Below are 18,032 nucleotides of genomic sequence, written 5' to 3' on the forward strand. Positions count from 1 at the left end.
AGAGAGCGGGAAAGGGAACCGGCGGAAGAGATTCGCGGTCTTACGGTCCGTCGACGCCCGGGATCGGCCCGGTCGCGAATAAAACGGGGGAATGAGAAAGATGCCCGTCCGCAGTCGCAGGACCCTCCTGACCGCCGTCGCCGTCACGGCCGGCCTCACCCTGGCCGCCGTCACGCCCGCCCTCGCCGGAACCGGCGCGAGCCACGCCCCTGCCGCCGCCGTGTCGTCCGCCCAGGGCGACCCGCGCAACGCCACCCAGCGCGTCGCCGACTTCTACGGCGCCTACATCGACTCCGTCTGGGCCGCCGACGACCCGGCGGCCGCCGCCAACGCCAAGGCGCTGCGCGCCTTCTACCTGTCCTCGGCCGCCCAGAAGAAGGCCGGCGCCTACGAGCGGAAGAACCATGCCGACGGCATCCTCTTCGCGCAGAACGTGCCGGTGCGGTGGAAGGTCGCCTACACCGGCGCCGGCATGGGCCACTCGACCAGCAGGGTCACGCTGACCTGGAGCGACGGCCGTGACGCGCAGGTCACCAGGATCGACGTCCAGTCCGACCTGAGGACCCTGAAGATCACCGGTCTGAAGCCGGCGGTCTGAAGCCGGCGGTCTGAAGCCGGCGGGCCGACCCCGTGAGCGGGCCCGCGGTCCCGCCCCGCCCCACCCCGGGCGGGCCCGCGCGGCCGTCGGCGGCGGCCAGGACTGAGCGGCACCGGCCCGGGTACCCGGTGTGCCCTCCCGGAGCCGGCCCGGCCGCCGGGAGCGCAGGTCGCGCCGCGAATGGAGAGACCATGACGCAGAACGGGGAGGGAACCACCCCCGCCCGCAGGACGGAGGTACCGGGCCTCCGCCTCGCCGGCGAGGGACCGCTGCCGCCGGTGCCGGCCGCACCGGTCACGGAGCCCCTGCCGCACGACCGCAGCCAGGCGATCCTGGAGGCCGCCAAGCAGATCGGCGCCCTGCTGAAGAAGCAGGGACACCCCTTCGCCCTCGCGGGCAGCGTGGCGGTCTACGCCCACGGCGGGAGTCGCGACCTCCAGCACGACGCCGACTTCGCCGTGCTGCCCGAGGACTCCGAGGCGGTGGCCGCGACCCTGCGCGAGGCCGGTCTCCCGGTCCGCACCCCGCCGGAGGACTGGCTGCTGAAGACGGCCTGCCACGGCCAGGACATCGACATCATCTTCCAGCTCGCGCACGAGCCCGTCACCGAGGACATGCTCGCCCGGGCCACGTGCCTGCCGGTCGACTCCGTGCTCATGCCGGTCCTGTCCCCGACCGATCTGATCCGCAGCCTGATCAGCGCCTTCTCGGAGCACTACTGCGACTTCGGGGCGGTTCTCCCGGTGGCCCGGGCCGTGCGCGAGAAGGTCGACTGGGACGAGGTGCGGCAGACCTGCGGGGACCAGCCGATGCCCGCCGCCTTCCTCTACCTGCTCGAACGGCTGAACGTGATCGCACCGCCGAAGGGGCAGCCATGACCGACCGAGACGCACAGCGGCCGCCGGACCAGCCGGCCGCCGAGAACCTGGACTACCGCGTCGCCCACCTGGCCGAACGGATCGCGGCCGGACCGCACGGCGAGCTGGGCGTACGGCTGGTCCCGCACGGTGACTCCGTGCTGCTGACGGGCACCGTGCCCTCCACCGAGTGCCGGGACGAGATCCTCGGCATGGCCCGCGAGGTGCTGGCGGGGCACCCCGTGCACTGCGACATCCTCGTCGCCGGGACCTCCTCGCCCGATCACGGGGAGGACCTCACATGATCCGCGTCGCCGCCGTGGGGGACATCCACATGGGAGCGGGCAGCCAGGGCACGCTGCGCCCCGCCTTCGAGACCCTGCCGGACTGCGCCGACGTCCTGCTCCTCGCCGGGGACCTCACCCGGCACGGCACGCCCGAGGAGGCGCGGGTCGTCGCCCGGGAGATCAAGGACCTCGCCGTCCCCGTCGTCGCCGTGCTCGGCAACCACGACCACCACGACGACCACCCGGAGGAGGTCGGCGCGATCCTCCGGGACGCCGGCGCGCACGTCCTCGAGGGCGAGGCCGCCGTCGTCACCAGCGACGGGGCGCGCATCGGGGTGGCCGGGACCAAGGGCTTCGGCGGCGGGTTCGTGGGACGCTGCGCCGGGGAGTTCGGCGAGCCGGTCATGAAGGAGTTCGTCCGCTACAGCCGCCGCAGCGCCGACGGACTGCTCACCGCCCTGAAGCAGCTCGACGAGTGGAACTGCGACGTACAGATCGCCCTGACCCACTTCTCACCGGTGCCGGACACCCTGGCCGGGGAGCCGCTGGAGATCTACCCGTTCCTCGGCAGCTACCTCCTCGCCGAGGCGATCGACACCGCCTGCCCCGACCTGGCCGTGCACGGGCACGCCCACGCGGGCACCGAGCACGGGATGACCAGCGGGGGCGTCCGGGTCCGCAACGTGGCCCAGCCGGTGATCGGCCAGGCCTTCCACGTCTACAACCTGCCCGGGCGCGAACCGGCGACGGCCTGACCGGCGCTGGTTCGCGGGCTCAGGCGGCCGTGCCCAGGGCCTCGCGGCCCGCCACGTCGCCGTCCTTCGCGGGCAGCTTCAGCGCGGTGGGCAGGGCGACCCCGCGGCGCAGCAGGCCCGCGCCGATCGCACCGGCGATCAGCAGCCCGCCCGCGACCAGGGCGCCGCGCGCCCCCGCCCACTCCATCAGCAGGCCCAGGGCGGGCGGCCCGCCCAGGCCCCAGACGGTGCCGATGCTGCTCCACACGCCGAGCACCCGGCCCCGCATGTGGGCGGGCGGGTCGGTCTGCAGAACCGCCGTGCCGGCGGTGTCGGAGACCGACTCCACCACGGCCATCGGGAGCACCAGCACCAGCAGGACGGCCAGGGACGGCGAGAGGCCCGCCGCGACCTGGAGCAGCCCGCCGGCCGCAGCGAGCGCCCCCACGGTGCGCACCGAGGGGCTGCGCAGCCGCGCGCCGAGGACCGCGCCGAGGATGCCGCCGACGGCCAGCACCGTGGACACCGTGCCGAACGCCCCCGCGCCGCCCGCGAGCGGCCCGGTGACGAGGACGGCGAGGGTGAGCCCGTAGTTGCGGCCGAAGACCGAGCTGAGACCGGTGACGGCGGCGAGCGCGACCAGCCGGGGCCGGCGGACGAAGAAGGCCAGGCCCTGCCTGATTCCCATCTCCGCCTTGTCCGGTACGGCCCGGTCCGATACGGCGCGCCCGGCGGCCGCCGCCTCCCGGACCGCCCCGGGCGCGGGGCGCAGGAACGGCACGACCGCCGCGACGAACAGGAACGACAGCCCGTTGGCGGCGTACGCGGCGCCGGTGCCGAGGAAGCCGACCGTCACGCCGGCCAGCCCCGTGCCCGCCAGCCGGCCGGCGCTGTGCACGAGGGCGCCCACCCCGATCGCGGAGGGCACGTCCTCCACCGGCACGAGATCGTTGCCGAGCAGCGCGCAGGCCGGTCCGTCGACCGTGGCGATGACACCGGTCACCCCGGCGAGCACCAGCAGGGACGTCATGTCGATCCGGTCCAGCGCCACGAGCAGGGCAGTGGTGAAGGCGATCGCGCCGAGCAGGGCCTGGCTGACGGCGACCGTCAGCTTCCGGGGCCAGCGGTCCACGGCCGCGCCGCCCAGCATGCTCACGAACAGCGCGGGCGCCGCCTGTACCGACATCGACAGACCGGTCGCCGCGGCGGACCCGGTGATCTGCAGCACCAGCAGGTTCTGCACGGTGAGCTGCATCCAGGTGCCGGCGTTGGACACGAGGTTCGCGACCGACCACCAGCGCATGCCGCGGTGACGCAGCGACCGCCACGGCGAACGCGAGGCGCTCGGGCGCGCGGCGGAGGTGGTTCCGGGCGTGGGCAGGGCAGGGGCAGTGGACAAAGCGATTACTCGACATCCGGGGGAGTCGGGAGAGCGACCGGCGGAACGGCTGAACCGGCTGCGCTGCACGGCTGGTCCGCCCGGTCGGGAGGGCGCCGACCATGGTGGCAGACGGTACGGGCGAGGCGCCGCCGCCCCGCTTCCCGACGCGGCACGGAGAGCCCCAAATCCGGTCATCCGTCTCGTACTTGAACCCCGGGTGGGCTTGCTCACAGGCCCCCGTGACGCCCCCGCGCGGCGCGCGTTTGCCCGGCCCCGCGCGGGCTACGCGGAAGGCGGCCGGACCACGCGGTCCTGCCGCTGGAGGTGCGACATGCGTGACCACGACCAGGCCGGGGAGGGCCGTCCCGCGCGCGCGGCGGCGCCGGACACCCGCTCGGGCCTCGACACGCCCGGCCGCGGCCCGTCCCGCACCGGCACCGAACCGGTCACCGCCCGCAGCCCCCTGCGGCTGCGGCGGCTGCTCTCCGCGGTCTTCCTGCCGCTCTTCGCCGCGGCCACCGCCGTTCTCGCGGTCTGGGCCGCGCGCACGGGCCCGGGCGACAGCCCCGGCAGCGCCCCGCTGACCGTCCTCGCCGTGATCTGCGGGGTGCTCGCGCTCGCGGCGGCGCTGGACCTCGCCGTCGTGACCCGCCGCCTGCGGCGGGAACCCGACGAGAGGTCCCGGCGCCCCGCGAGAGGCCCCGGCGCCTGACCAGGGGACCCGGAGCGAGGCGAGAGGTCCCGGCGCCCCGCGAGAGGCCCCGGCGCCTGACCAGGGGCCCCGGAGCGAGGCGAGAGGTCCTGGCGCCCCGCGAGAGGCCCCGGCGCCTGACCAGGGGCCCCGGAGCGAGGCGAGAGGTCCTGGCGCCCCGCGAGAGGCCCCGGCGCCTGACCAGGGACCCACCGGAGCGAGGCGAGAGGTCCCGGCGCCTGACCAGGGGCCCCGGAGCCAGGCGCGAGGCCCCCGCGCCCGACGGGAGGACCCGGCGGGCTGCCGGGCCGCCTCAGCGGTTGACCGCCCGCATCCCCGCCTCGTCGTAGCGCTCACCCGACGCCTGGGGCAGCTCGGCGTCGATGCGGACGAGGTCCTCCTTGCTCAGCTCGATGTCCACCGCGGCCGCGTTCTGCTCCAGGTAGGTGCGGCGCTTGGTGCCCGGGATCGGGACCAGATCCTCGCCCTGGGCCAGCACCCAGGCGATCGCGAGCTGGGCCGGGGTCACGTCCTTCTCCGCGGCGATCTCCTTGACCTTCGCCGCCAGCCGCAGGTTCGCCTCGAGGTGAGCGTCGGTGAACCGCGGGCTGCTGCGACGGTAGTCGTCGGCGTCCAGCTCGTCGGGGGAGGAGAACCGGCCGGCGAGGAAGCCGCGGCCGAGCGGCGAGTACGGCACGAAGCCGATGCCCAGCTCACGGCAGGCCGGCAGCACCTCGGCCTCCACGTCCCTGGTCCACAGCGAGTACTCGCTCTGCACGGCGGTGACCGGGTGGACGGCGTTCGCCCGCCGGATGGTCTCCGCGCTCGCCTCGCTCAGCCCGATGTACCGCACCTTGCCCTCGGCGACCAGCTCCGCCAGGGCGCCCACGGTCTCCTCGATCGGCACCTGCGGATCGACCCGGTGCTGGTAGTAGAGGTCGATGTGGTCGGTGCCGAGGCGCTCCAGCGAGCCGTGCACCGAGCTGCGCACATGCTCGGCGGAGCCGTCCTGGCGGCCCACCGAGCTCATGTCGCCCGGCACCGCGTCGTCCATCCGGTAGTTGAACTTCGTGGCGATCACGTACTCGTCGCGGTGTCCCCTGATCGCCTCGCCGACCAGTGACTCGTTGGTCAGCGGCCCGTACATCTGGGCGGTGTCCAGGAAGTCGACGCCCAGTTCGAGGGCGCGGCGGATGGTCGCGATGCCCTCGGCCTGGTCGGCGGTGCCGTAGAAGGCGGACATTCCCATGCAGCCGAGGCCGATGGCCGATACCTGGAGATCCCGCAGACTGCGCTGTCGCATGTGCTGTCCCAGCCTTTCGCACACTTCGGTCGGTCGTCCGCACCGCCGTCACGGCGCACGGACGGAGAGAGCCACCCACCATTCAGCGACGGATCGGGCCGCCCGGCATCCCGTGGGGGGACAGCGGGCGGCCCGGTCCCGCTCGGTGGGCCGTCCACGACGCTACGACCTGAAGTGCGCTCGAACGCAAGCGCCGTCCGGTGTCAGACGCCCAGCCGGACCGGCAGCTCGAACAGGTCGTTCTGCGTGACGACCGGCTTGTTGCGCAGCTCGGCCGCCGGGACCGCGAGCTCCAGGCCGGGGAAGCGGGCGTACAGCGCGGGCAGCGCCACCCCCCCCTCCAGCCGGGACAGCGCCGCGCCCGGGCACACGTGCGGGCCGTGCCCGAAGGAGATGTGCCGGTTCCTCGTCTCGCGGGTGACGTCGAACTCCCCGGCGTCCGGGCCGTGCGCCTTCTCGTCGCGGCCGATCGCCCCGTACGACACGATCAGCGCGTCGCCGGCCGGGATCACCCGGTCGCCGACCTGCACGTCCTCGGTCGCGAACCGGATCAGCACGTGCGAGGTGGGGGTGGACCAGCGCAGCGTCTCCTCGACCACCGCCGACCAGTCCGCCTCGCCGGACAGCACCAGGGCACGCTGCTCGGGGTGCGTGGAGAGGGCGACGACGGCGTTGACGATCAGGGAGATCGTGGTCTCGTGGCCCGCCGCCACCATGAGCTGGAGCGTGGAGACGATCTCCTGGTCGGTGAGCCGGTCGCCGTCCTCGGAGGCGAGGACCAGCGCGCTGGTCAGGTCGTCCCCCGGCTCGGCCCGCTTGGCCGCGACCGTCTCGGCCATGATCTCGGCCAGTTCGGTGAGGGTCGCCACGACCTCCGCGGGCGGGGTCTGGGTGGAGAAGAACTTCTCGAACAGCACCTTCAGCCGCGGCAGCCGCGCTTCCGGCAGGCCCATGAGGTCCGCGACGACGTACATGGGCAGCGGGTAGGCGAAGGCCGCCTTCAGGTCCACCGTCGAACCGTCCGCGGGCAGCGCGTCCAGCAGATCCTGGGTGAGTTTCCCGATGCGCTCGCGCATCTTCTCCACCCGGCGCGGGGTGAGCGCCTGCGCGACCAGCGTGCGCAGCCGGCGGTGGTCGGCGCCGTCCACGGTGAGCATGGAGCGGCCCGGGTTGGCCAGGCCGATCAGCGGCCAGTCGGCGGGTATCTCGCCGCGCCGCCACGCGCCCCACACCTCGATGTCCTTCACCAGACGCGGGTCGGTGAGCAGCGCCTTGGCCTCCGCGTGGTGGGTGACGGCCCACACCGGGACACCTCCCGGCAGCTCCACGGCGGCGAGCGGGCCGGCCGCGCGCAGGGCCGCGCTCTCACCGTCCAGGTCGGAGACGAAGGGGTCGAGGGCGATCCGCGGTGCTTCGGTACCGGTGCTCATCGTGACGTGCCTCCCAGGGGCGGGGTCAGGGGTACGGCGCCTGCCCGGGGCGGCCCCGGGCCCCCGGCCGGCGAACGGCCCGGCCGGGGCGGCGCGGTGATCAGCGGGCTAGTACGGGGGTGAAGCGGACGGGCAGCCGGTTCAGCCCCCTGAGCCAGGGCGAGGGCCGGCGGGCGAGGGACTCGGCGGGCACCGCCAGATCGATGTCCGGCAGCCGGTCCAGGACGACCTCGATGCCGGTCCGGGCGATGACCTCGGCGATCTCCTGCGCGGGGAACGGGCAGGAGTGCTCGCCGTGGCCGAAGGAGAAGTGCGCGCTGTTGCCGCCGGTCAGCGCCGAGGCGTCGGTGCGCACCTGCGGATCGGAGTTGGCGCCCTGCAGCCCCAGCAGCACCATGTCGCCGGCCCGGACGGAACGGCCGCCGAGGCGGGTGTCACGGGTGGCCCAGCGGCCGGCCACGTTCTGCGTGGGAGTGTCCTCCCACAGCACCTCGTTCATGGCCTCGGCGACGCTGTGCCGCCCGCCGAACAGAGAGGCGGCGAACCGGTCGTCGGTGAGCATCAGCCGCAGTGAGTTGCCGATCCAGTCGGCGGTCGGCTGGTGCCCGGCCGCCGTCATCACCATCAGGTCCTGGGCGATCTCCTCGTCGGTGAACCCGCTGCCGTCGGCGAGCATCCGGGAGACCACGTCGTCGGCGGGCTCCTTCCGCCGCTCGGCGATCAGGCGCTCCATGGAACCGGCGAGATGGGACTGCCCGGCCAGCGCCCGCTCCCGGCCGTCGATCATGTCGTTGAGCGCGGTGACCAGGCCCGGGCCGTCCTCGTCCGGGAAGCCGTAGAGCCGGGCGAGCACCCGCACCGGCAGGAGCATCGCGTACTGCGCGATCAGGTCGGCCTCGCCGGCCGCGCACAGCGCGTCGATCAGCTCGTCCGCGAACCGCTCGGCGTGCCGGCGCAGTTCGAAGGGGTCGACCGCCTCCAGCGCGTTGCCGATCATGGCCGCGCGCTGCCGGTGCCGCTCGCCGACCGTGTACAGGATCGACGGCTGCCTGTGCCCGATCATCGGCCGCAGCGGCCAGTCCGCGGGGATGCTCTCCCACTGGTTCCACAGGTCCGAGTCCCGGCTGAAGAGCACCGGATCGCCGGTGACCTGGTGCAGCTCGCGGTAGCCCAGCACCAGCCAGGCCGGTATGCCGCCGTGGAGCAGCACGGGCACCACCGCGCCGTGGTCGCGCCGCATCTCGCGGTACAGCCGGGCGGGGTCGGTCCGGAACCCGGGCCCGTCGAGCGGGACGGCGTCGGGGGTCGTCACACGAACTCCTGTCGGGGCGAGCCCGCGCGCGCGGACGGGTCGGCGTACCGGTTCTTCACGTGCTCCACCAGCGTGATCAGCGTGTGCTTGCCCGACTCGCGGGAGCGGGCGTCGCAGTCGATGAGCGGCACCCGCGGATCCAGGTCGAGCGCCTCGCGGACGTCCTCGCCCGCGCGTACGGCGCCGCCGAAGTCGTTGCAGGCCACGATGAACGGGGTGCCGTGGTGCTCCAGGCGGTCGATGGCGTACCAGGAGTCGTCGATGCGCCGGGTGTCGACCAGCACCACCGCGCCGAGCGTGCCCGAGAACAGCCGGTCCCACAGGAACCAGAAGCGCTCCTGGCCCGGCGCGCCGAACAGGTACAGCACGTTGCGCGCGTCCAGGGTGATCCGGCCGAAGTCGAAGGCGACCGTGGTGGCGGACTTGCCGCGCACCTGACGGATGTCGTCGACGCCGGCGCCGGCCTGGGTCATCGTCTCCTCGGTGTTGAGGGGACGGATCTCGCTGACGGAGCGGACCAGGGTGGTCTTGCCGACGCCGAAGCCGCCCACGACCACGATCTTCAGACCGTTGTCGGCGGAGGCACCCAACGGGGTGCGCGCGTCAGAGGTTGCGTAGTCCAACGAGCACCTGCTCCAGGATGTCGGGGTCGGTCGGGGCCGGCCTGCGCGGATGACGGGCGCTGACGCGGCCCGCCGCGAGCAGGTCGCACAGCAGCACCTTGGTGATACTCACCGGCAGCCGCAGTTCGGCTGCGATCTCCACCACCGAGGCGGGCGACCGGGTCAGCTCGAGGATGGCCACGTGCTCCGACTGCATGCCGGCCGCCGGGTCGGACTCGGCGACCACGAGGGTGACCAGGTCGAAGGGGGTGTCCGGTCCGGACCGGCTGCGGCCCTGCGTGATGGTGTACAGGCGGTCGGGGGCGTCGTCCCTGCCCGGCCGGCTCATGACGCGCGCGGCGGCGCGGTCAGGTGCTCACCGAGCTGTTCCACCAGCTCGCTCATGGTGTGTCCGACGAGTCCGGCGTCCGCCTCCTCCGTGGTGACCACGGCCAGATGGGCGCCCGCGCCGGCCTCCACGATGAACAGCACGCCGCCGTAGAACTCCGCCATCGCCGAGCGGACTCCGCCGCTGCCGTCGCCGAACTCGACGGACGCCCCGTGCGAGAGGGACTGGATGCCGGCCGCGATGGCGGCGAGCTGGTCGGCCTGGTCGACGGACAGCTCAGGGGTACGGCACAGCTTCAGTCCGTCGCGGGAGAGCACGAGCGCGTGCAGGGCGCCCGGGGTCCGCTCCAGCAGGCCCTCCAGGAGCCAGGTGAGCTTGTCGTCGGCGGTGGTCGGGCCGGTCATGACGTGGTGTCGCCTTCCAGGTGCGTGTGCGGGTGCGGTTGGCAGGTGCCGGGGGGCTGGGCTTGGTGTCCGGCCGGGTGGCCGCCGGGCGCGCCCTCGTCCGGCGCCGTGACATGGGCGTCGGCGCCATCCCGGCCGGCGTCCTGGGCCGGACCGGTGCGCGGCCGGGCCTCCGGCGCGGAGCGGACCGCCTGGCGAAAGCTGCCGAAGCGGGCGGCGCGGGCCTTGCCCTCGTCGGCGTCGGCCGGTCGGGGGCCGCCGCCCTGCTCGGCGCCGGGCGGGGTCCGGGCGCCCTCCGTGCGGGGCGCCGGCCGGGAGCGTTCGGCGGCGGCGAGGGTACGGCCCCGGCGGCGCTTCGGCAGTCCCGCCGGGCCCTCCGCGGCGGACGGCGAGGTGTCGTGGACGACGTCGGTGTCCGCGGGAGCCGGAGCCGGCGGGGCCTCGACCGGCTCCGGGCGGGGCGCCGGCGCCGGCGCCGCCGGGGCGGGGCCGGCGAGGATGTCCTGCGGGACGAGCATCAGCACGCCGGTGCCGCCGCGCGCCGAGGGGCGGAACGACACCTTCAGACCGTGCTTGCGGGCCAGCCGGCCGACCACGGCGAGCCCGAGCCGGGTGCCGGTCAGACCGCCCAGTTCCGTGACGTCACCGGAGACCGCCCGTTCGGCCCGGCGCAGCTGCACCTCGCCCATGACCAGGCCGCTGTCCTCCACGGACACGATGACCCCGGCCGGCACCTCCTCCACGTAGACGTGGACCTCGGCGGTCGGCGGCGAGAAGTTCGCGGCGTTGTCGAGGAGTTCGGCCAGCGCGTGCATCACGCCCTCGGCGGCGTGCCCGGCGACCGCGCTTCCGCTGACCGAGTGCACCCGCACCCGCCGGTAGCCGGCGATCCGGCCCATCGCCCCGCGCAGGATGGACTCCATGCCGATGGGACGTGCCCACCGACGGCCGGTGCGCGCCCCGGTCAGGACGGCGATGGAGTCCGCGAGCCGCCCGGCCTGGGCCGTGCGGTGATCGAGGTGCAGCAGGTCGGCGAGCACCTCCTCGTCGGTGTGCCGGTCCTCCATCGCGCGCAGGTCGGCGAGCGTGGCCGTGGCCAGGGCCTGCATCCGGGCGGCCGCGTTGGCGGTCGCGGACACCGCGGCGCCGCGCTCCCGCCGGGCGCGTTCCAGCTCGTCGGCCAGGCCGGCGTTCTCCGCGCGCAGCCGCTCCGCCTCGCGATCGGCCGCCGCCCGGAGCCGCTCCCGTTCAGCCGCGAACGACTCGGTCAGCTCCGTGCGCAGCTGCGCAAGGTCGTCGATGAGCCGCTGCTGCTCCTGGCGGGCCTCTTCGGCGGCGTGGGCCTGCTGCTGCAGCAGCCGTCCCATGTCCTGGTTCAGGCTCTCCAGCCGGCGCCTGCCGCCGCGCGCGGCGCGCAGGGCGTGCGCGGCCGTGGCGACCGCGGCGCTGAGCACCACCGCCGCCGCGCCGGCGCCCCAGGCCAGCGGGGCGCGCACCGGGCCGGGCGCCGCCGCCACCGCCCCCCAGACGACGAGTGCCGACAGGGCGGCGGTCGCGGCGAGGGCGACGACGAACGTGCGGGACGGGGAACGGTGGCCGGGATGCGTGAGCGGGGTCATCGGTCCGGGTGATCCTCGCGGCAGAGAGGGGCGAAGGAGGGCAGGCGGAGACGTCCCGGGCGGTCGGAAAAAGACACTCGGGGGGTGAACTGCCGGTCACTATACGAGAGTTCGTGATCGAAAAGGAAAGAGTCCGTGCTCGTTCCAGGTGCCGGACGGTCACCGGCCTGGAGCAGCGGCCGGTGCCGTCTGTGGCGCCGCCCACCCCGCCCGTGTGATGGTTCTCGCACGTCGAGACGATTTGGCACCCCCTAATGTTGCCGCGACGTACGGCAGGGATGGCTGACACCATGGTGTTTGTCGCCGCCAGGCAGCTGAAGGGAATCCAGGATGTTCCGCAAGGTGCTGGTCGCCAACCGTGGAGAGATCGCGATCCGCGCGTTCCGGGCGGGCTACGAACTCGGCGCGCGCACGGTCGCCGTGTTCCCGCACGAGGACCGCAACTCGCTGCACCGGCTGAAAGCCGACGAGGCGTACGAGATCGGTGAACCGGGGCACCCCGTGCGGGCCTACCTCTCGGTCGAGGAGATCGTCGCCGCCGCCCGCCGGGCGGGCGCCGACGCCGTCTACCCCGGCTACGGATTCCTGTCCGAGAACCCGGAACTGGCCCGCGCCTGCGAGGAGGCGGGCATCACCTTCGTCGGCCCGGACGCGCGGACGCTCGAACTGACCGGCAACAAGGCCCGCGCGGTCGCCGCCGCGCGGGCCGCCGGCGTACCCGTGCTCGGTTCTTCCGCGCCCTCCCAAGACGTGGACGAACTGGTGCGGGCCGCCGAGGAGATCGGCTTCCCGGTCTTCGTCAAGGCGGTCGCCGGCGGCGGCGGGCGGGGCATGCGCCGGGTGGAGGACCCCGCCCAGTTGCGCGAGTCCATCGAGGCCGCCTCCCGCGAGGCCGCGTCCGCGTTCGGCGACCCGACCGTCTTCCTGGAGAAGGCCGTCGTCGACCCGCGCCACATCGAGGTGCAGATCCTCGCCGACGGCGAGGGCAACGTCATCCACCTCTTCGAGCGCGACTGCTCGCTCCAGCGCCGGCACCAGAAGGTCATCGAACTGGCGCCCGCACCCAACCTCGACCCCGCGCTGCGGGACCGGATCTGCGCCGACGCGGTGCGCTTCGCCCGCGAGATCGGCTACCGCAACGCGGGCACCGTGGAGTTCCTGCTCGACCCCGACGGCAACCACGTCTTCATCGAGATGAACCCGCGCATCCAGGTCGAGCACACGGTCACCGAGGAGGTCACCGACGTCGACCTGGTCCAGGCCCAGCTGCGCATCGCCTCCGGCCAGACCCTCGCCGACCTCGGCCTCTCCCAGGACACCGTCACCCTGCGCGGCGCCGCCCTGCAGTGCCGCATCACCACCGAGGACCCGGCCAACGGCTTCCGCCCGGACACCGGCCGGATCAGCGCCTACCGCTCCCCGGGCGGCTCCGGCATCCGCCTGGACGGCGGAACCACCCACGCGGGCACGGAGATCAGCGCCCACTTCGACTCGATGCTGGTCAAACTCACCTGCCGGGGCCGGGACTTCCAGGCCGCCGTGGGCCGCGCCCGGCGTGCCGTGGCCGAGTTCCGCATCCGCGGTGTCGCCACCAACATCCCGTTCCTGCAGGCGGTCCTGGACGACCCCGACTTCCAGGCGGGCCGGATCACCACCTCCTTCATCGAGCAGCGCCCGTACCTGCTCACCTCCCGGCATTCCGCCGACCGCGGCACCAAACTGCTCACCTACCTCGCCGACGTCACCGTCAACAAGCCGCACGGCGAGCGGCCCGAACTGCTCGACCCGGTCGCCAAGCTGCCCTCGCTCCCGGCCGGTGAGCCCGCGGCCGGCTCCCGGCAGCGGCTGGTGGAACTCGGCCCCGAGGGCTTCGCCCGGCAGCTGCGCGAGTCGCCGACCATCGGGGTCACCGACACCACCTTCCGCGACGCCCACCAGTCGCTGCTGGCCACCCGGGTGCGCACCAAGGACCTCCTCGCCGTCGCCCCGGTGGTCGCCCGCACGCTGCCGCAACTGCTGTCCCTGGAGTGCTGGGGCGGCGCCACGTACGACGTCGCGCTGCGCTTCCTGGCCGAGGACCCCTGGGAGCGGCTGGCCGCCCTGCGCGAGGCGGTGCCCAACATCTGCCTGCAGATGCTGCTGCGCGGCCGCAACACCGTCGGCTACACCCCGTACCCGACCGAGGTGACCGACGCATTCGTGCAGGAGGCCGCCGCCACCGGCATCGACATCTTCCGCATCTTCGACGCCCTGAACGACGTCGGCCAGATGCGGCCCGCCATCGAGGCGGTGCGCGAGACCGGCACCGCGATCGCCGAGGTCGCCCTCTGCTACACCGCCGACCTCAACGACCCCTCGGAGCGGCTCTACACGCTCGACTACTACCTGCGGCTCGCCGAGCAGATCGTCGAGGCCGGCGCGCACGTCCTGGCGATCAAGGACATGGCCGGGCTGCTGCGCGCACCGGCCGCCGCGAAGCTCGTCACCGCGCTGCGCCGCGAGTTCGACCTGCCCGTGCACCTGCACACGCACGACACGGCGGGCGGCCAGCTCGCCACCTACCTCGCCGCGATCCAGGCGGGCGCCGACGCGGTCGACGGCGCGGTGGCCTCGATGGCCGGCACCACCTCGCAGCCCTCGCTGTCGGCGCTCGTCGCCGCCACCGACCACTCCGAGCGGCCCACCGGCCTCGACCTGGGCGCCGTCGGCGACCTGGAGCCGTACTGGGAGGGCGTGCGCAAGATCTACGCCCCGTTCGAGGCGGGTCTCGCCTCCCCGACCGGGCGGGTCTACCACCACGAGATCCCCGGCGGGCAGCTCTCCAACCTGCGCACCCAGGCCGTCGCCCTCGGGCTCGGCGACCGCTTCGAGGACATCGAGGCGATGTACGCCGCCGCCGACCGGATCCTCGGCCGGCTGGTCAAGGTGACGCCGTCCTCCAAGGTGGTCGGCGATCTCGCGCTGCACCTGGTGGGCGCCGGGGTCTCGCCGGAGGACTTCGAGGCGACCCCGGACCGGTTCGACATCCCGGACTCGGTGATCGGCTTCCTGCGCGGCGAGCTGGGCACCCCGCCCGGCGGCTGGCCCGAGCCGTTCCGCACCAAGGCCCTGCAGGGCCGGACGGAGGCCAGGCCCGCCCCCGAGCTGTCCGCCGAGGACCGCGACGGGCTGGCCAAGGACCGCCGCGCGACCCTCAACCGGCTGCTGTTCCCCGGCCCGACCCGCGAGTTCGACACGCACCGCCAGAGCTTCGGCGACACCAGCGTGCTGGACAGCAAGGCCTTCTTCTACGGCCTGCGCCCGGCCAAGGAGTACGCCGTCGACCTGGAACCCGGTGTCCGGCTGCTGATCGAGCTGCAGGCGGTCGGCGAGGCCGACGAGCGCGGCATGCGCACCGTGATGTCCTCGCTCAACGGCCAGATCCGGCCCATCCAGGTGCGGGACCGGGCGGCGGCCTCGGACGTCCCGGTGACGGAGAAGGCGGACCGGGGCAACCCGGGGCACGTGGCGGCGCCGTTCGCCGGCGTGGTGACGCTCGCGGTGACCGAGGGCGACGAGGTGGCGGCCGGCGCCACCGTGGCCACCATCGAGGCCATGAAGATGGAGGCCACGATCACCGCGCCGAAGGCGGGCCGGGTGTCCCGGCTGGCCATCAACCGGATCCAGCAGGTGGAGGGCGGCGACCTGCTGGTGGAGATCGCCTGACGACAGCGCCCGCTCTCCGCGGCCGGAGGTCCGGCCGCGGAGAGCGGGCGTGAAGGGTCCGGCTCGGCGCCGGCCGGGAGTCGTCCGTCAGCCCGGGAGCGGGTAGCTCACGACCTGGTCGAAGCCCTCGGGCCGGGCGCCCTCGTAGGTGAGCGTGATCCGGGTGAAGCGCTGGACGCCCGGGTGCTTCTTCCACGGGGCCGGGCTGTCAAGCCGCACCGTCACCCGGTACGAGTGGAACTTGCCCGCCGCGCAGTACGGCTTGCAGTCGTTGACCGCGTTCAGTCCCTCGGCCATGGCCGCCCGGGAGCCCCACTTGGTCCAGTTGAGGCCCGCCAGACGGCTGTTGCCGTCGCCGCAGGCCAGGATGTAGTCGGCCGGGCGGACGGTGCGCTGGAAGGAGCAGTCGACCAGCACCGGTTGCGAGCGCCGGGCCTGCGGGGCCGACGTGCCCGGCGGAGTCGCGGAGGCCGTCGTCATGGCCGCCGTGAGCATGGCTCCCGCCGCGAGCGTGACTGCCGTTCCCACCAATGATCCGCGCATGGCCGCTCCCACTGCCGTTCCGTGTCCGACCGCGTGCACATCGACGCTACGACCGTACGCCCGGATGTACCAATCGCGCAGGTCGCGCCGCGTGTCCGCGGTAGGGACAACCGTTCGGCCCCGTGTTTGCGCCGAACACGTCAAGCGGATCAGCAGGCGCCCTCGTCCTGCCAGGGGCCCCACTCCGAGGCGCCGGGCACCTCGTTCTGGGTCCACCACTTGGCCTTCCAGTTGTGCTTGCCGTACGAGACCTCGTTGTCCTTGGTGTACACCGCCGCCGAGCTCCAGGCGGCCTTGCAGGAGACGCCCGGGGTCGGCGTCGGGGTCGGCGTGGGGGTGGGGGTCGTGGTGGGCGGGGTGACGCCCGCGAACTTCACCGAGTACTTGGCGAAGTCCCAGGAACCCTGCGCCACGCTCGAGCAAGTCCCCGACGTACGGCCGCCGTTGTCGGCCGGGGTGCACTGGCGGTCGCGGTTCAGGGACCAGAACGTGAAGCGGTCCATGTGGTGAGCGGTGGCGTAGTCCAGCACGGTCTGGAAGTCGGCCTGTGTGAAGTACTCGCCCGTGTCGCTGCGGCCGTTCATGCCGGAGAATCCCTCGTGGGCGTAGGCGGTCGCCTGGTCCCAGCCGAAGGTCGACTGCAGGATCGAGTTGAAGCCGGCCAGCGCCGTGGTCTGGCTCGCCGCACCGTTGAAACCGCCGTCGAACGGCATGATGGAGAAGTTGTTCGGGGTGAACCCCTGCGACTTGGCCTCCAGCAGCATCTGCTTGCCGAACCAGCCGGTGCCGTCCGCGGTGCCCGCGGTGGTCACGGAGACGTACAGGCCGGGGTTGTTCTGCTGGAGGATCTTCGCCGCGCCGATCTCGTTCCTGATCGCGGCGCTGTTCTCGTACTCCGGCTCCTCCAGGTCGAAGTCGATGGCGTGCAGGCCGTACTTCGTGATGACCTGCTGGTAGGCCGCGGCCGTGGCGGCCGGGTCCGCGCACGTCTGGCCGAGCTTGGTGCCGCCGTAGCCGCCGATGGAGACCGAGACGTCGCCGCCCTTGGCGCGGATGCCGGAGATCACCGACTGGACGGCGGTGTCGGAGGAGACGGGGGAGGTGCCGCCCCAGGTGGGGGAGCAGCCGCCGCCGTTCGGGGCGAGGACGAAGGCCAGCTGGAACGCCTTGAGGCCGGTGGCGTCCATGATGGCGGCCGCGTCCGGCGGGTCGTTGTCCAGCGGCATCAGATAGGGGGCGGCGGCGTACCACCGGTCGCTCAGCGCGGTGGTGGCGCCCGAGGCGCTGGTGGTGACGAGTGCGGTGGTGCCCGCGGCGGCCATTCCGACGGCGGCCGCCGCACCCAGACATGCGCGAAGAGGTCTCACTGCGTGCCTCCAGGGGGTGGGGGTGGGGTTGCCCAGCGGGGAGTCGCCCCAGCCTCCGGGAGCTGTTGCGGTCACGTCAATGAGTTGGTCTAGTCCAAAGAGGTCTTTGGACTAGACCATGCGATCTCTTTACCCGGGACGCCGGGTGCTCGAGGCCCGGGGCGGTGCCGGGCTCAGTCCGCGCTCTTCCGCAGCACGATCTGCGTCTGCGTGGTCTGGCCGACCAGCCGGTCCCGGTCGTCCCGCAGATCCGTCTGCACCACCAGCAGGGTGCCGCCGACGTGCAGCGGGCGGGCCGTCGCGTGGACCTCCCCGGAGGTGACCGCCCGCAGGAAGTTGGTCTTGGACTCCACGGTCGAGGTGCCGGTGGCCCCCGCCGGCAGGTTCAGGTAGGCGCACACGGCGCCGACACTGTCCGCCAGCGCCATCAGCGCCCCGCCGTGCAGCGCGCCGCCCGCCGTGCAGACCTCCGGGGACCAGGCGAGGCTGCCTGCCGTGCGCTCGGCGGTGGCCTCGTGCAGCTCGATGCCCAGGCCGGCCGCGAACGGCATGGCGGCCAGCAGATCGGCGGGCCGGGGGACGGCCGGCTCGGACAGGGACATGGGGTACCGCCTCTCGTGGACGCCGTGCTGCTCCGCACGTCGGTCAGGCAGTGTGCCAGCGCTGTCCGGCACGGGCCCGGACCATGGTCGTCATCGCGCCAGCCGGCGCGCGGCCGCCCGGACGCGGCCGCCGAAGGACCGCCCGGGGCGCCGCACCCGCGGCCCCCGCCCCGACGCCCTCCACCCCGGAGGGGGACGACCGAATGCGGCCGTGCGGGTTTGCCCGTCCGCCGTCCATGGCGTAGCTC

At 73.7% G+C, this 18,032-nt stretch carries 17 protein-coding genes; 6 read left to right on the forward strand and 11 right to left on the reverse strand.

What is annotated here, in order from left to right:
* Positions 1-100 precede the first annotated feature (100 nt).
* The 4 genes from ACFYU0_RS05665 (at position 101) to ACFYU0_RS05680 (ending at position 2,497) form a co-directional block, all read left to right on the forward strand.
* Positions 101-598, forward strand: a complete 498-nt coding sequence (locus tag ACFYU0_RS05665) for a hypothetical protein (protein WP_351666251.1) — start codon at positions 101-103, stop codon at positions 596-598.
* Between the two features lie 191 nt (positions 599-789).
* Positions 790-1,476 (forward strand): hypothetical protein, encoded by a 687-nt coding sequence (locus ACFYU0_RS05670; protein ID WP_389298055.1) that lies wholly within the window; start codon positions 790-792, stop codon positions 1,474-1,476.
* A complete protein-coding gene (locus tag ACFYU0_RS05675; RefSeq protein ID WP_389298057.1) occupies positions 1,473-1,760 on the forward strand; it encodes a BON domain-containing protein in 288 nt (95 codons plus the stop codon). Before ACFYU0_RS05670 ends, ACFYU0_RS05675 begins: the two co-directional genes overlap by 4 nt.
* A complete protein-coding gene (locus ACFYU0_RS05680) occupies positions 1,757-2,497 on the forward strand; it encodes a metallophosphoesterase (RefSeq protein WP_389298059.1) in 741 nt (246 codons plus the stop codon). The genes ACFYU0_RS05675 and ACFYU0_RS05680 overlap by 4 nt, the downstream gene beginning before the upstream one ends.
* Positions 2,498-2,516: 19 nt before the next feature.
* Here the strand turns inward: ACFYU0_RS05680 and ACFYU0_RS05685 are convergent, their stop codons facing one another.
* Positions 2,517-3,875, reverse strand: coding sequence for an MFS transporter (locus tag ACFYU0_RS05685; protein WP_389298061.1), 1,359 nt, complete (start codon positions 3,873-3,875; stop codon positions 2,517-2,519).
* A 313-nt stretch (positions 3,876-4,188) separates the two neighbouring features.
* Between ACFYU0_RS05685 and ACFYU0_RS05690 the strand changes: the two genes are divergently transcribed.
* Positions 4,189-4,569: a DUF6343 family protein gene (locus ACFYU0_RS05690; protein WP_351666257.1), complete on the forward strand. Its 381-nt coding sequence runs from the start codon at positions 4,189-4,191 to the stop codon at positions 4,567-4,569.
* 292 nt (positions 4,570-4,861) lie between these two features.
* Here ACFYU0_RS05690 and ACFYU0_RS05695 read toward each other — a convergent pair whose 3' ends face one another.
* The 7 genes from ACFYU0_RS05695 to ACFYU0_RS05725 form a co-directional block, all read right to left on the reverse strand.
* Entirely contained in the window at positions 4,862-5,851 is a 990-nt protein-coding gene (locus ACFYU0_RS05695) for an aldo/keto reductase (RefSeq protein WP_389298063.1), read from the reverse strand.
* Between the two features lie 203 nt (positions 5,852-6,054).
* Positions 6,055-7,281, reverse strand: a complete 1,227-nt coding sequence (locus ACFYU0_RS05700) for a cytochrome P450 (RefSeq protein WP_389298065.1) — start codon at positions 7,279-7,281, stop codon at positions 6,055-6,057.
* 100 nt (positions 7,282-7,381) lie between these two features.
* A complete protein-coding gene (locus ACFYU0_RS05705; RefSeq protein WP_389298067.1) occupies positions 7,382-8,593 on the reverse strand; it encodes a cytochrome P450 in 1,212 nt (403 codons plus the stop codon).
* Complete coding sequence (locus ACFYU0_RS05710) at positions 8,590-9,183, reverse strand: ATP/GTP-binding protein (protein WP_351666487.1); 594 nt, start codon at positions 9,181-9,183, stop codon at positions 8,590-8,592. Before ACFYU0_RS05710 ends, ACFYU0_RS05705 begins: the two co-directional genes overlap by 4 nt.
* Positions 9,184-9,196: 13 nt before the next feature.
* Positions 9,197-9,544, reverse strand: coding sequence for a DUF742 domain-containing protein (locus tag ACFYU0_RS05715; protein WP_351666261.1), 348 nt, complete (start codon positions 9,542-9,544; stop codon positions 9,197-9,199).
* Positions 9,541-9,948, reverse strand: coding sequence for a roadblock/LC7 domain-containing protein (locus tag ACFYU0_RS05720; RefSeq protein WP_351666262.1), 408 nt, complete (start codon positions 9,946-9,948; stop codon positions 9,541-9,543). The genes ACFYU0_RS05715 and ACFYU0_RS05720 overlap by 4 nt, the downstream gene beginning before the upstream one ends.
* Positions 9,945-11,567: a sensor histidine kinase gene (locus ACFYU0_RS05725; RefSeq protein ID WP_389298070.1), complete on the reverse strand. Its 1,623-nt coding sequence runs from the start codon at positions 11,565-11,567 to the stop codon at positions 9,945-9,947. Before ACFYU0_RS05725 ends, ACFYU0_RS05720 begins: the two co-directional genes overlap by 4 nt.
* Positions 11,568-11,897: 330 nt before the next feature.
* Between ACFYU0_RS05725 and ACFYU0_RS05730 the strand changes: the two genes are divergently transcribed.
* Positions 11,898-15,272, forward strand: a complete 3,375-nt coding sequence (locus ACFYU0_RS05730) for a pyruvate carboxylase (protein WP_389298072.1) — start codon at positions 11,898-11,900, stop codon at positions 15,270-15,272.
* A gap of 87 nt (positions 15,273-15,359) precedes the next feature.
* Here ACFYU0_RS05730 and ACFYU0_RS05735 read toward each other — a convergent pair whose 3' ends face one another.
* The 3 genes from ACFYU0_RS05735 to ACFYU0_RS05745 all read right to left on the reverse strand — a co-directional run bounded on the left by ACFYU0_RS05735 (position 15,360) and on the right by ACFYU0_RS05745 (position 17,784).
* Positions 15,360-15,815: a hypothetical protein gene (locus ACFYU0_RS05735; RefSeq protein WP_351666267.1), complete on the reverse strand. Its 456-nt coding sequence runs from the start codon at positions 15,813-15,815 to the stop codon at positions 15,360-15,362.
* Between the two features lie 149 nt (positions 15,816-15,964).
* Positions 15,965-17,137, reverse strand: coding sequence for a chitinase (locus ACFYU0_RS05740; RefSeq protein WP_351666489.1), 1,173 nt, complete (start codon positions 17,135-17,137; stop codon positions 15,965-15,967).
* A 218-nt stretch (positions 17,138-17,355) separates the two neighbouring features.
* Entirely contained in the window at positions 17,356-17,784 is a 429-nt protein-coding gene (locus tag ACFYU0_RS05745; RefSeq protein WP_389298074.1) for a PaaI family thioesterase, read from the reverse strand.
* Between the last annotated feature and the right edge of the window lie 248 nt (positions 17,785-18,032).

The sequence above is a fragment of the Streptomyces sp. NPDC003720 genome, assembly GCF_042875075.1.
Lineage (GTDB): Bacteria > Actinomycetota > Actinomycetes > Streptomycetales > Streptomycetaceae > Streptomyces.

What these genes read in the sequence shown, in the direction of transcription:
- ACFYU0_RS05665 (WP_351666251.1), top strand. Translation starts at nt 101, where the DNA reads ATGCCCGTCCGCAGTCGCAGGACCCTCCTGACCGCCGTCGCCGTCACG.
- ACFYU0_RS05670 (WP_389298055.1), top strand. Translation starts at nt 790, where the DNA reads ATGACGCAGAACGGGGAGGGAACCACCCCCGCCCGCAGGACGGAGGTA.
- ACFYU0_RS05675 (WP_389298057.1), top strand. Translation starts at nt 1,473, where the DNA reads ATGACCGACCGAGACGCACAGCGGCCGCCGGACCAGCCGGCCGCCGAG.
- ACFYU0_RS05680 (WP_389298059.1), top strand. Translation starts at nt 1,757, where the DNA reads ATGATCCGCGTCGCCGCCGTGGGGGACATCCACATGGGAGCGGGCAGC.
- ACFYU0_RS05690 (WP_351666257.1), top strand. Translation starts at nt 4,189, where the DNA reads ATGCGTGACCACGACCAGGCCGGGGAGGGCCGTCCCGCGCGCGCGGCG.
- ACFYU0_RS05695 (WP_389298063.1), bottom strand. Translation starts at nt 5,851, where the DNA reads ATGCGACAGCGCAGTCTGCGGGATCTCCAGGTATCGGCCATCGGCCTC.
- ACFYU0_RS05700 (WP_389298065.1), bottom strand. Translation starts at nt 7,281, where the DNA reads ATGAGCACCGGTACCGAAGCACCGCGGATCGCCCTCGACCCCTTCGTC.
- ACFYU0_RS05715 (WP_351666261.1), bottom strand. Translation starts at nt 9,544, where the DNA reads ATGAGCCGGCCGGGCAGGGACGACGCCCCCGACCGCCTGTACACCATC.
- ACFYU0_RS05720 (WP_351666262.1), bottom strand. Translation starts at nt 9,948, where the DNA reads ATGACCGGCCCGACCACCGCCGACGACAAGCTCACCTGGCTCCTGGAG.
- ACFYU0_RS05725 (WP_389298070.1), bottom strand. Translation starts at nt 11,567, where the DNA reads ATGACCCCGCTCACGCATCCCGGCCACCGTTCCCCGTCCCGCACGTTC.
- ACFYU0_RS05730 (WP_389298072.1), top strand. Translation starts at nt 11,898, where the DNA reads ATGTTCCGCAAGGTGCTGGTCGCCAACCGTGGAGAGATCGCGATCCGC.
- ACFYU0_RS05735 (WP_351666267.1), bottom strand. Translation starts at nt 15,815, where the DNA reads ATGCGCGGATCATTGGTGGGAACGGCAGTCACGCTCGCGGCGGGAGCC.
- ACFYU0_RS05740 (WP_351666489.1), bottom strand. Translation starts at nt 17,137, where the DNA reads ATGGCCGCCGCGGGCACCACCGCACTCGTCACCACCAGCGCCTCGGGC.
- ACFYU0_RS05745 (WP_389298074.1), bottom strand. Translation starts at nt 17,784, where the DNA reads ATGTCCCTGTCCGAGCCGGCCGTCCCCCGGCCCGCCGATCTGCTGGCC.